Source organism: Actinopolymorpha sp. B17G11 (assembly GCF_040196095.1).
In the GTDB taxonomy this organism is placed as follows: Bacteria; Actinomycetota; Actinomycetes; order Propionibacteriales; family Actinopolymorphaceae; genus Thermasporomyces.
In genome coordinates, this window is record NZ_JBEFTW010000009.1 from 127,973 (window position 1) to 140,294 (window position 12,322).

At 69.2% G+C, this 12,322-nt stretch carries 9 protein-coding genes; 4 read left to right on the forward strand and 5 right to left on the reverse strand.

Features of this window, described 5'->3' with window-relative positions:
* Positions 1–26: 26 nt before the first annotated feature.
* Together ABN028_RS12400 and ABN028_RS12405 are read right to left on the reverse strand one after the other, a co-directional pair.
* The gene (locus tag ABN028_RS12400; protein ID WP_349327235.1) at positions 27–1,703 is read right to left on the reverse strand and encodes a peptide ABC transporter substrate-binding protein; all 1,677 of its coding nucleotides are present in this window, start codon (positions 1,701–1,703) and stop codon (positions 27–29) included.
* A gap of 319 nt (positions 1,704–2,022) precedes the next feature.
* A complete protein-coding gene (locus tag ABN028_RS12405) occupies positions 2,023–3,036 on the reverse strand; it encodes a glycosyltransferase family 2 protein (protein ID WP_349696694.1) in 1,014 nt (337 codons plus the stop codon).
* A 261-nt stretch (positions 3,037–3,297) separates the two neighbouring features.
* On the opposite strand from ABN028_RS12405, the gene ABN028_RS12410 reads away from it, so the two are divergent.
* Complete coding sequence (locus ABN028_RS12410; protein WP_349696695.1) at positions 3,298–4,902, forward strand: glycosyltransferase family 39 protein; 1,605 nt, start codon at positions 3,298–3,300, stop codon at positions 4,900–4,902.
* Between the two features lie 171 nt (positions 4,903–5,073).
* Positions 5,074–5,268 carry a tail-anchor membrane protein gene (locus ABN028_RS12415; protein WP_349327238.1) on the forward strand — a complete coding sequence of 65 codons (195 nt, stop codon included), beginning with the start codon at positions 5,074–5,076 and terminating at the stop codon, positions 5,266–5,268.
* A 9-nt stretch (positions 5,269–5,277) separates the two neighbouring features.
* On the opposite strand, the gene ABN028_RS12420 is transcribed toward ABN028_RS12415, so the two are convergent.
* Entirely contained in the window at positions 5,278–6,606 is a 1,329-nt protein-coding gene (locus ABN028_RS12420; protein ID WP_349696696.1) for an aminotransferase class I/II-fold pyridoxal phosphate-dependent enzyme, read from the reverse strand.
* Between the two features lie 138 nt (positions 6,607–6,744).
* Between ABN028_RS12420 and ABN028_RS12425 the strand changes: the two genes are divergently transcribed.
* Both ABN028_RS12425 and ABN028_RS12430 read left to right on the forward strand, forming a co-directional pair.
* Positions 6,745–7,515 (forward strand): GNAT family N-acetyltransferase, encoded by a 771-nt coding sequence (locus tag ABN028_RS12425; protein WP_349696697.1) that lies wholly within the window; start codon positions 6,745–6,747, stop codon positions 7,513–7,515.
* Between the two features lie 116 nt (positions 7,516–7,631).
* A complete protein-coding gene (locus ABN028_RS12430) occupies positions 7,632–8,288 on the forward strand; it encodes an FMN-binding negative transcriptional regulator (protein WP_349696698.1) in 657 nt (218 codons plus the stop codon).
* 175 nt (positions 8,289–8,463) lie between these two features.
* Here the strand turns inward: ABN028_RS12430 and ABN028_RS12435 are convergent, their stop codons facing one another.
* Positions 8,464–10,395, reverse strand: coding sequence for an ABC transporter ATP-binding protein (locus ABN028_RS12435; protein WP_349696699.1), 1,932 nt, complete (start codon positions 10,393–10,395; stop codon positions 8,464–8,466).
* Complete coding sequence (locus tag ABN028_RS12440) at positions 10,388–12,265, reverse strand: ABC transporter ATP-binding protein (protein ID WP_349696700.1); 1,878 nt, start codon at positions 12,263–12,265, stop codon at positions 10,388–10,390. Before ABN028_RS12440 ends, ABN028_RS12435 begins: the two co-directional genes overlap by 8 nt.
* Between the last annotated feature and the right edge of the window lie 57 nt (positions 12,266–12,322).

Here is a 12,322-nt window from a genome sequence, read left to right on the forward strand (position 1 = left end):
CAACGACCGTTGTCCACGGAGCTGGGCTACTGCTTGACCGTCACCTGCGCCAGCTCGATCCGGCCGAAGGCGTTGAAGACCACGTTGTCCACCTTCTCCGAATGCACGAGCTGGTTCTTGCCGTAGAAGAGCGGAGCCTGCGGCATGTCCTCGCACAGGATCTGTTCCGCTTCCTGGTAGGCCGCGATCGCCTCCTCCGGTGTTCCGGCGGAGTCGCCCTCGGCCACGAGCGCGTCGAACTCCTCGTTGGCGTAGTACGTGTCGTTGGACCCGGCCGGAGGCTGGGCCGCCTCGGTGAAGATCGGCGCAAGGAAGTTCTGGATGTGTGGGTAGTCCATGATCCAGCCGGCGCGGTAGGGGCCGGTGATCTTCTTGCTGTCCCGCAGCGGGAGGTACTCCGCGAAGTCGAGACTCTCGAGCTTGTAGTCGACGATGCCGAGGTTGTCCTTCAGCTGGTTGCCGACGGCTTCCATCCACTCCTCGTGCCCCGCACCGGAGTTGAACCACAACGAGACCGGCTTGCTCGTGTCGAAGCCCGACTCGGAAAGGAGTGCCTTGGCCTTCTCGGGGTTGAACTCCGTGGTCTCGGCACACGCGTTGTCGTTGTATCCCTCGACCACAGGGGACGCGAAGGAGTGTGCCGGAAGACGGGAGCCGAGGAAGATCGACTTCGTGATGGCGTCACGGTCGATCGCCATGGAGAACGCCTGCCGTACGCGCACGTCCGCGAATCGCTTGTCGTAGAGCGGGAACGCGAGCGGCGTCATGTCGCCACGCGGGCCTTCGACCCAGCGCTCACCGAACTCATCGGGGCCGCTGCTCAATGCGCTCTGTGGCAGCGTGTCGCTGATGTCGAGGTTGCCGGCTTGGACATCGGTGTAGCCGGTGTTCGCGTCGGCGTAGACGCGTAGCTCCACCCGGTCCGCCTGCGCCTTGTCCTGGCCGGCGTAGTCGTTGTACTTGTCGAGCGTGATGCCGACGCCTGGCTCGAACGGTTCGTTCGCCATCCACGGGCCGTTCCCGACCGGCTGCTTGCCGAATGCCTCGGGGTCGTCGAAGAAGACCTTGGGGAGCGGGAAGAACGCGGTGTATCCCAGCGTCGTCGGGAAGATCGAGAACGCCCCGGAGAGCTTGACCGTGAACGTCAGGTCGTCAACCACCTGCAGCCCGGACAGCTTCTCCGACTCCGGTTCCTTGACGACCTTCGTCACGTTGCCGTCGTCGTCGGTCTCGACCTCGCCCTGCGTGGCGTCGTAGCCGTCGATGTTGGCGAAGAAGTAGGAGTTGCCCGCGCCGTTGGGGCCGTAGGCGTTCCAGTTCCAGGCGTCGACGAACGACTGGGCGTCCACCGGCGTCCCGTCGTGGAACGTCCAGCCCTCATTCAGCGTGATGGTCCACGTCTGTTGGTCGTCGGACTCGATCGACTTGGCGACCCCGGTGAACTCGGGCTCGTTGGTCTTGGCGTCGTACTGGACGAGTCCGGTCCACAGCGAGTCGACGACCTGGCCGCCCTCGGTTTCGTTGGTGTTGCCGGGAATCAGCGGGTTCTCGGGCTCGCCGATGTAGCTACTGAACTCGCCCCCCGTGGATGCGGCGCCACCGCCACCCCCGCCACCCTCGTCGTCCGGACCACCACACGCGGATAAAGCAAGCGCGAGCGCCGCGACAGTCGCGACCGCTGCCTGACGTGCGGGGATGTGCATAGACCCCTCCTGCATGAATTCCCTCGGGCACCCTGACCGTGGCTTTTGTAGGCGTTGCCCCGCGGTTTAACAACCTGTGAGGGCTGACCAGCCCATTCCGCAACCAAGTTGTGACGTCATGGCTGACGGAGGGCAACGTCGCGGGACAGCAGTGCACCAAGCGTGTCGAGGGCATTGCCATCGATGCTCTGCGGAACGGAGGGTCTGTGTGTTCTGTGCGGCCCGGACGACGGGCGGCTCAAGCAGCGACGGTGCGTGAGGGTGTGTGACGGCGGGACGGCGCGCCGTCAAAGCGGCCACCGGCGGTCAGGTTGGCCATCTAGTGCGTGTCGTTGCGGGAACGGACGATCAGGTCGGCCAGCAACGCGAGGGACGTGATGATCATCCCGGTGAGGATGATCAGGACCGTGTTCGTCGCCAGGCGTACCGGATGGGCCACCACGTCATAGATCGCCTTGCCGGCGCCGATCGCGATCAGCCACAGCGCCGGCGGCATCAGCACCTTGAGCGGGTTGAAGTACATCACCATCCGCAGCACCTGGAGGATGTACCGGTAGGCGTCCTTCACGAAGTGGAACTTCGACCTGCCTGCCCGCTTGGCGTAGTCGATCGGCAGGTAGCGCATGCCGTGCTGGTTGTGCAGGAACGCGATCGTGATCGTCGTGACGCAGGAGAACCCGGGCGGCAGCAGCCGGAGGTAGGGCAACGCGACCTCCCGGCGGAACGCCCGGAGCCCGGAGTTGAGGTCGGGGATCCGCGTGTTCGTGAGGTACTCCGCGATCTTGCGGATCAGCCACTTCGCCGGCACGCGCAGGAGTCGGTGCGAGCCCTGTTCACTGGTGCGGGCGCCCACCACCTGGTCGAGCCCGGAATCGGCGTTGAGCAGCTCGATGAACTCCGGGATCCTGTCGTTCGGATAGCTCATGTCGGCGTCGGTCCACACGACGAAGCGCCCGCGCGCCTGCTGCGTACCGATCCGGCGTGCCGTGCCCGAGCCGCCGTTGCGGTCGAACGCCAACACCCGCAGGTGGGGGAAGCGCGGTGCTGCTTCCTCGAGTACCTCGCGGGTCCGGTCGGTGGAGGCGTCGTCGATGGCGAGCAGCTCGTAGCTGTAGGGCGTGTCGTCCAGCGTCTTGGTGATCCGTTCGACCTCCGCGATCACATGGTCCTGCTCGTTGTAGCAGGGCAGGACGACGGTCACGTCGAGAACGTCGGCCGCGGCGTCGGGCCGGACAGCAACCGGGGCTTGCGTGGCGGTCGCGCCCGCGGTGCCTGGCGCCGTCGCGGCCCATGGGGAGGTGCTGGTCGATGTCCTGTGCGCGGTCGCGCTCATGCCCTGGAACTCCCGGATCACTGGCCGGGTGGCTACGACAACCGTGACGCGATGTTGCCGAGAGCCGCCTTCCGGCTACGGTCAGATATCTGCCGGACGTTACTCCTTCCAGGCGAACAGCGTCTTACGAACAGTCGACGTGTCCGAGTCTTGCCTACGCTCCGTGTTGGTGGCGGGTGTCGAGAGTCTGGCCACGGACGTCGCTCGGAGACGTTCGTCCCGCGCCGGCCTTAGGCTTCCGCCGATGCGCCCCTTCCGCCGATGCCCCTTCCGCTGATGGCCCTTCCGCCGGTGAGAGTGCCAGGAGGGACCAACGGAGCGCGTGGGACGGCACTGCTGGGTGGTGCGCTCGTCCTCGTGACTGCCGCGTTCGAGCTGGCTCACCTGCCGCTGCCCTATCCGTCGGACCAGATCAACTACTTCGACGCGGCGGGTGACTTCCCGCATCCGGCGGCGGGAACGCCGGTGCACCAGTTCACCCGTTTCGGCCTCACGTTGCCGCTCCGCGGCGCGATCGAGCTGCTCGGCTACTCCGAGGCGGCGTACCACGTCGTGCCCATGCTGGCTGGGCTCCTCCTCGTGGTGTCCGTCTACCTGCTCGGAACGATGCTCTTCGCCAGGTCGGTCGGAGTAGCGGCGGCCGCGCTCACCGTGGCCAACAACCTGGTCTTCTTCGACCTGCTCGCGCCGTTGCCGGACGTCCTGGCGACGGCGCTGTTCTGTGCGGCGCTGGTGCTGGCTGTGGCAGTCCACCAGGAACGCCGGCTGGTCGCGGTCTCCGCCCGGCGCCGGGTCATCGCGGTCCTGGTCATCGGAGCGCTTCTCGGCTGGAGCTACCTCACCCGGGAGTACGTCGTCTTCGCCTGGCCCCTCATCCCGCTCCTCGTCGTACCCCGGGTGGGCTGGCGACGGGCGAGCCTGGCTGTCGTCCCGCTGGTGGTTACCGCGGCGACGGAGCTCGGCCTGTGCCAGCTGACGTACGGCGATCCGCTGGCGCGGTTGCGCGCGGTGACTGGGCACGGCAGCGGCCCGGTACCACCGGAGGCGGCGGCGACGTACCAGGAAATGCCGCGCTGGTGGTACCTCATCCGGCTCCCCGCCGGCCTCGCCGACGTACCGGAAGGGCTGTGGCTCCTGGCGGCGCTGGCCGGTGTGGTAGCCGGCGGGATCCTCGCCCGCCGGCGGGTCGGCGTCCTGCTCGGCTGGCTGGCCCTGATCTCCGTGCCACTGGTACTGCTCGGCGGCGTGGTTGATCCGTCGGCTCCGAAGCTGCGGCTGTTCCTGATGCGGTACTGGTTCCCGGCGTTTCCGGCGTACATCCTGGGTGGTCTTGGCGCCGCCTGGCTGCTCACCGGCTGGGTGCTGACCAGGCCGTGGGCGAGCGTGCGCCAGGCGGACCTGCGGCGGGGCATCGCGGCGGCGGTGGTGCTGTGCCTCGCCACTGGTGCCTTGGCCACGGCTGCACCGGGATGGACGGTGGACCGGGGATACCGGGTGACGGGATCCGATCCGCTGGGTGACCTCCGGGACTGGCTCACCGCCCACCGCTCGGACGTACGCGTCCTCTGGACCGACGGGCGTACCGTCCGGGTGCTGCCGATCTACCGGACCACGCGGTTCGGCCGGACGATCTGGTCCGGCGAGCTGCGGACCCTCGCACCGGCGGGTGAGCAGCCCGGTCCGGGCGAGTACGTCGTCCTCTACGGCACGGAAGGCGAGATTCCCTGCGCGCACTGCGGGGACGCAGCGCGGTTGGCGCTGGGGGACCCACTCCGCATTCCGCCGGGCTGGCGACAGGTCTATGCGACCAGGGACAACGCCGTGCGGGTCTACCGCGTCGACGCCGCACAAAGCCCGCCCGGGTAGGCCGTGTATAGGCCGGTATGGGCCCGCCTCGTCCGCTCGGGAGGGCGGGCCGTCGTTCGGGATCTCCGGTGAGGGCGGCCCGTTCGGCGGTCTCCTCTGAGGGCTGGCCATCCGGGGGATCTCGGGGTGATGCCCGAGGGCTGGACGGATTCCACGAGCAACCATGGGTGCATGTCGAACCGTACGAAATATGTGCTGGGCGGTGCGGGTGTCGCACTCCTCGCCCTGTGGCTGCTGCCGAACTGGCTCGCCCTGCTGATCATCTTCGCCGTCGTCGCCGCGCCCGTCGTGGGCTACTTCATGCTGGACGAGTCGCAGCGTCGCCGGATCACGCGGCTCCGCGGTCGGGGGCAGCTGCCTCGCTGACCGCCACCGTTAAGCCGTGGCGGGGGCGCGGCCCGGGGCCAACGCCCTGGCCACGGCATCGGCAAGGACGTCGACGTCGCGCCCGACCTGCAGGGTGCTGGCGGTGATGCGTATGCCCTCGCCACTCGAGATCCGGTACATCCGGCCCGGAGCCACCACCCACCCCGCCTCCATCAGCCGCGCACACACGGCCGTCTCGTCCTCGACGGGTACCCACACGTTGAGGCCCGAGCGCCCGTGGGCGCGTACTCCCCGGCGGCCAAGGGCGCTCACCAGCGCCGTCCGCCGTTCGTCGTACCGCTCTCCCGCCCGCGTAACCAGTGCCTCGACCGCCGGGTCACGCCACAGCTCCACCACGAGGGCCTGGAGGACCGTCGAGACCCAGCGGGCGGCGAGCCACTGCCGTCCCTCGACCCGGCCGACGGTCTCGTCGTCGCCGGCCAGGATGGCGCAGCGTAGATCCGGGCCGAGGGGTTTGGACACCGAACGCACCGTCGCCCAGTGGCGCGTTGTGCCGGCCAAGGCGTGCAGGGGCTCGGTCGCGAGCTCGGCGGCGTGGTCGTCCTCGACGACGAGCGTGTCGGGGTGGGCGGTGAGGATCGCGCGCAACCGGGTGGCTCGGGCCGCGCTGACGCTTGCTCCCCACGGGTTCTGGGCCCGGCTGGTGACGACGATCGCGCGTGCACCGTGGCGGATCGCGGCCTCGACGCTGACAGGATCCGGGCCGTCGTCGTCGACGGGCACGGGGATGACCGGATGGTCCATTGCGGCGAGCAGGTCCAGCAGGTTCGACCAGCCGGGATCCTCGACGGCCACGCTGTCTCCGGTACGCAGATGGGCACCGAGGACTCGTTCGACGGCATCGAGGCAGCCGCTGGTGACCGTGACGGACTCGGCCGGCACGCCGTCGGCGGACAGCCGCTCTCTTGCCAGTACGGCCAACTCGGGGACCGGTCCCGCCATCCCGTAGAGCACAGGGTCGGGAGCGAGCCGCCGCAGTCTCGGGCCGAGTGCGGGCAGCAGGGCCGGATCGGGGTTGCCGCTGGCGAGGTCGCGGGCGCCTGGCGGGGTGGGTAGGCGGCCGCCGCTGCGCGGTGAGATCGGCGGCTTCGTGCGTACGCGTGTGCCCCGGCGTCCGTCGGTCTCGACGATTCCCCGTTGCCGCAGGGTGCGATAGGCCGACGCGATCGTGCCCGGACTCAGGGCGAGGTGGGTCGCAAGCGCGCGGACGGGCGGGAGTGCGGTGCCCGGCTCCAGAGCGCCCGAGCGCACACCGGACTCGACGCTGGTCGCAATCTCGCTCGACGTCGTACCGGCGATGGAATATTGTAGAGACACAACAACTATTTTGTACTATAACGAACTTGCCGCGCAAGGTCCCGGGTTGACTAGGGTCGCGACCGGACCCGCTCTCGAGTGGTGGGGGCTCGGGGCTGTGACCTTCGGCGTGGCGATGCCGGTGAAGGAGTGCCCTCCGTGTCCGAGACCGCGAGCCCCGCAACCCCGACCGCAGCCAGCCCGACCGCGGCCAGCCCGACCGCGGCCGGCCCGACCAAAACGAACGCCTCAGCAACGAGCCCGTCGACCGCCCACCACAGGAGTGCCGGGGACCAGGGGAGTGCAGGGGATCAGGGAAGTGCCGCGGACCAGGGCATCGAGGCGTGGTTCGCCGCGCCGGTGTTGACCGGAGCGCTCGTACGCCTCGAACCCATGTCTCTCGACCACGTGGACGGTTTCCTGGCGGCCGCCGACGACGAGGTCCTGCGCCACCTGTCGGTTCCGCCGCTGCGTACCCGCGACGATGTCCTGCAGTGGGTCGGGCGGGTCTTCGCCGCCAGGGACGACCGGGTCCTCGTGCCGTGGACGCAGATCGATGCGCGAACCGGTGAGCTCGCCGGAACGACCTCGTACTACGAAGTCTCACCGGTCACCCGGTCGATCGCGATCGGGTACACCTGGCTCGGCCAGCGGTGGTGGCGTACCGGCGTCAACACCGAAGCGAAGCTGCTGCTCCTGCAGCGCGCGTTCGACGAGCTTGGTGCGGTGCGGGTCGTGTGGCACACCGACATCCGCAATGACCGTTCGCAGGCGGCGATCGCCCGGCTCGGTGCGGAGCGCGAGGGGGTGTTGCGCAAGCACAAGCCGCGCCGCGACGGATCGTGGCGCGACACTGTGCAGTACGCGATGACCGACGACGACTGGCCCGGCGTGCGGGACCGGCTGCGGGCGCGGTTGGCAGCGGCCTGACGGCCAGCTTTCGAAGGGCGCGGCGGCGACGCGCCCGACCGTAGTCACGGGGCAAAGGCGGCGGACGGACGGCGATCGGTCTCTGCGGTGGCGAGGCGATCAGCGAGGAGGACTCTGTGCTCGTTCATCCCTGGGACGCGGCGACTGACGAGGAGTGGCGGACATGGCTGGCAGAACACAACTTCGGTCAACTCATCGCGCCCGGCAGTCGCGGCGGCGACGAGGGCGACGGACGTGATCTGCCGATTGTCGTCGCCACCCACTTCGTCTTCGACGGAGCGTCGACCGTCTGGCTGCACCTCGCCAGACCCAACCCGATCTGGCCTCTGCTCGAGGAGCATCCCCGTGCACTGTTGTGCGTGATCGACGACTATGTGTACGCACCGTCGGCCTGGCAGGCGCTGCCGGGTACCCCGCCCGAGTTGGGCATCCCGACGTCGTACTACACCACTGTCCAGATGGAGTGCGACGTCCGCATCATCGACGACCCGGCGGAGAAGGCAGTGCTGCTCAATCGGCAGTTGGGCCAGTTGGAGCCCGGATCGGGTCGGGTCCCGGTCTCGTCGGTCGACGACCCCGATCGCCGGCAGCTGCCGGGTATCCGCGGGATCGAGCTGACCGTGACGGGCGTACGCGCGAAGGTCAAGTACGCAGGCTCCAAAGAGCCCGACCATCGCCGGGAGATCGCCGACCGGCTGGCTGAGCGTGGCGGCCGATCCGACGCCGCCGCCCGCGCCCATCTCCTCCGCCGCCTCGACCAGCAGAGCTCCTGATACCGCAGCGGCACTTGTGACGCTACCCCGCTGCCGCGGGGATTTTGTGGCGGGTCGCTGCGGCGGGGTCGCTGGGTCGCGGTCGTAGGGGTGCGGTCGTAGGGGTGCGGTCGTAGGGGTGCGGTCGTAGGGGTGCGGTCGTAGGGGTGCGGTCGCCGGGGTGCGGGTGCGTAGGTCAGCGATATGACTTGGCCTGGAGTTCGAAGAGTTCGGCGTAGAGGCCGCCCTCCCGGGTCACCAGGTCGGCATGGCTACCGGTCTCGACGACCCGGCCACGGTCGAGGACGACGATCAGGTCGGCCATGCGTACCGTCGAGAACCGGTGCGACACCAGCACCGTCACCCCGCCAGTCGAACGACGGACCGCGCCCGCCGCGGCGGTCCAGCGTTCGAAGAGCCGGTGCTCGGTCTCGGCGTCGAGGGCCGCGGTGGGTTCGTCCAGCAGAAGGAGAAGCGGCGACGTCCGCATCATCGCCCGCCCGATCGCGAGCTTCTGCCACTGGCCGCCGGACAGGTCGATCCCGTCGGGCCACGTCGGTCCGAGCTGGGTCCGCAGACCCGCGGGCAGGGAGTCGAGCAGGTCATCGGCGCCAGCTCGCTCCAGAGCCCCGGTCACCGCTCCATCGTCGACACCCGCTCCATCGTCGACACCCGCTCCATCGTCGACACCCGCTCGATCGTCGACACCCGCTCGATCGTCGACACCCGCTCCGAGAGCGGAGAGATCACCGATCCCGACCGCCTCACCCACGCTGAACTCCCACCGCGCATGGTCCTGGAACGCGGCCGACACCCGCTCCCGCCAGCGGTCGGGATCCAATGTCGCAAGGTCGGTGCCGTCGACGGTGATACGCCCGCCGGTCGGCACGTACAGCCCGGCCAGCAGCTTCACCAGCGTGGTCTTCCCCGCACCGTTGTCGCCGACGATCGCGACCGTCGATCCGGCGGGAAGTCGGAGGCTGACCTGCTGCAGGACGTCGCGACTTCCGAGGGGATAGCGGTACGAGACGGAGTCGAGCACGATCCCCGTGTGCAGCCGCTCGGGTACGCCGGCGCTCACGTCCACCCGTTGCCGTGCCCGCGTCGCCACATCCTCGAGGTAGACGAACCGGCTCGCGGCCGTGAGGGTACGCAGGACCCACAGCACGATCTCGCCGGACCCGTCCACGATGCCGAGCACCTGCCCGGCGAGCACCGCCGTCAGCAGGACGTCACCCACGCTCGCCCGTCCGCGTACCGCCTCGTTGACGACGAAGACGATCGCGCCGAAATACCCCACCAGGAAGACGAGTCGCGCGGCGAACCCGATGCTCGACCCGTGCAGCTGGAGCCGTACGTTCGTCCGCCGGATCTCGCGGTGCGCGGCGTGGAAGCGCCGCAGGATCTCGGGGGCCAACCGGAAGAGCCGAATCTCCTTCGCCGCTCCGGCTGTCGTGGCGAGATCCCACAGGTCTCCCGCTCGGCGGCCGGGTGCCGCGGAGAGTTCGATGCCGAGGTTGAACAACCCGTTCGTACGCCGGCTCAACACCAGCATCGGCACCCCGAACAGTGGCAGCGCCAGCAGCAGTGGATGCACGCTCAGCAGCAGGGCCACCGACGCGGCGGCCTGGATCATGACGTTCGTCAGCTGCACGAGGGACGGGATCGCGTCTCCGAACTCCCACTCCTCGTTCGACAGTAGTTCCAGCTGCGTGAGGTGCTCCGGCGTCTCGTGGATCTCGAGTGTCGGCACATGCCCGACAGTTTCGGCGAGCCGGCGCTCGATCAGATGCTGGGCGCGCTCGTTCAGGGCCATCCGGACGCGGGAACCGGCGTAGTCGAGAGCGCTCCCGGCCGCGATCGACACTCCGATGGTGACGGCTGCCAGCGCGGTCCGGGTGGAGTCGCCGTCGGCGAGCCCGTCGAGGAGCAGCTTCAACCACCACGCGAAGCCCGCGGTGACGAGCGCCTGCACCGTGAAGATCCCGAACGCGAGCACCGAACGGCGTCTGTCCGCGCGCCACGCGAAGCCGAGCATCACCCGGGCGGCGCGGAGCCGGCTCGCGGGAGCGTGCGTGCCGGTCGAGCCGGTCGGGCCGGTCACGTCTGTGGGTGCCGCGTCAGGCATCACGCACCCCCGCCTCTACCGCGGTGTCTCGATCCTCGGCGTGATACCGCATCGCCTGCGTACGGAAGAGGCCGGAATACCGCCCACCCGCCGCCACCAGTTCGTCGTGCGTACCGTCCTCGGTGATCCGTCCGCCGTCGAGGACGACGATCCGGTCGGCCCTGCGTACCGTCGAGAACCGGTGGCTGATCACGATCGACGTGAGTCCGTGGGTGAGGTCGAGGAACCGGTCGTACAGGTCCGCCTCCGCGCGGACGTCGAGATGCGCCGTGGGTTCGTCCAGGACGAGCACGCGGGCGCCGGCGCTCACCGCGGCCATCGCGCGTGCCAGCGCGATCCGCTGCCACTGGCCGCCGGACAGGTCGACGCCGCCGTCGTGGCGCCGGGACAGCACGGTGTCGAGCCCCGTCGGGAGACGTTCGATGATCGTGTCGGCGCCGGCCCTGCCCGCAGCGGCGAGGACGCGCGCGTCGACGTCGGGCACGTGCAGCCCCTCGACGGCGCCGAAGCCGACGTTGTCCCGCGCCGGCAGTTGATAGTGGACGAAGTCCTGGAAGATCGCCGCGACGCTCCGCCGCCAGCTGGTGGAATCGAGGTCGGCCAGGTCGATGCCGTCGACGGTGATCCGGCCGTCCTGCGGATGGAGCAGGCCGGTGAGGAGTTTGATCAGCGTGGTCTTGCCGGCGCCGTTGAGGCCGACGACCGCGAGGGAGCGCCCGGCTTCGATGGTGAGGTCGAGGCCGTCGTACACCGGCCGGTCGCGGCTCGGATAACCGAACCGGACGCCCTCGAACGAGATCGCCCGCGCTGGAAGGCCGGTCGCCGAGCGCGCCGTGGGGTCGGGCGCCGACGTGATGGCGGCGGCGGCACGTTCGTGGGCGAGGACGTCGGGCACCGGGATCGCGCCGTTCTCGATCCAGATGTCGCCGTCCTGAGAGGCGAGCATCGCCATCGCGAAGAGTCCCTGGACGAGGACCGTCAGCGTGGCCAGCTCGAGGTCGCCGCGAAGCGCCGCACGCGCGGCCAGGACCATCACCACGACGTTGGCAGCGAGGATCACGACCGTGAGCAACGTCGTGGTGCGGTAGCCGACCCGGCGGGTACGCCACAGCTCGGCCATCACCTGCTGCCACTCCGTACTGAACTTGTCGACGATCCAACCGGTCAACCCGAAGATGCGGAGCTCCTTCGCCCAGTCGGGCAGGTAGGTGAGCCGGTTGAGATACACCGCCCGGCGCAGCGGGTCGGTCCAGAACGGGTTCGCTCGGTAGAAGTCGGCCTGCAGGTGGCGGCTGACGACGAGCCAGAGGATGAGCAGGCATCCCGCCGCCACCGGCCAGATGGTGGCGACCAGGATGGTTGCGGCGAGCCCGCGCGACAGGCTGGTCCAGCGGTACGAAAGGCCGCTGATCAGTTCACCGGGCCCATAGCGGGCGACACTCGCCGCACGGTTGGTGGCCGCGGCGAGCTCGGGATCCTCGAAGAGCTCGAGTCCCGGCACTGCCATCGTGGTCGTCATCACGCGAGCCAGGAGGTACTCGTCCATCCGCTTCTGGAGATCGGTCGTCGCGAGCAGCCGCAGCAGATTGACGGCCTCCTGCACCACCAGGACGGTGCCTATCAGCACAAGTGTCGTGACGACACGGCGTCCTTCCGCCGAGTCGAATCCGCCCGTCACCACGTCGGGCAGCTGGCCGACCAGGCGGCCGACGAGGAGCGCGAACCCGGCCGCCGGTGCCCCGGAGAGCAGGGCGAGGAGTGCCAGGATTGTCGTACGACCAGGGAACGCGCGGACGAGCACTCCCAGCGCGGCACGGCGGGCGGAGGATCGGCGACGTTCGGACGAGTCCTGCTGGCGCTCAGACGACACGATCACCGAGCATGGCACCGCACCATGGGCGGGGTCACCCCGGTTTTTGGTCGGCGC

Excerpts from the sequence above, each read along its gene's own strand:
- ABN028_RS12400 (WP_349327235.1), bottom strand. The coding sequence starts at position 1,703 with ATGCACATCCCCGCACGTCAGGCAGCGGTCGCGACTGTCGCGGCGCTC.
- ABN028_RS12405 (WP_349696694.1), bottom strand. The coding sequence starts at position 3,036 with ATGAGCGCGACCGCGCACAGGACATCGACCAGCACCTCCCCATGGGCC.
- ABN028_RS12410 (WP_349696695.1), top strand. The coding sequence starts at position 3,298 with ATGCCCCTTCCGCTGATGGCCCTTCCGCCGGTGAGAGTGCCAGGAGGG.
- ABN028_RS12415 (WP_349327238.1), top strand. The coding sequence starts at position 5,074 with ATGTCGAACCGTACGAAATATGTGCTGGGCGGTGCGGGTGTCGCACTC.
- ABN028_RS12435 (WP_349696699.1), bottom strand. The coding sequence starts at position 10,395 with ATGCCTGACGCGGCACCCACAGACGTGACCGGCCCGACCGGCTCGACC.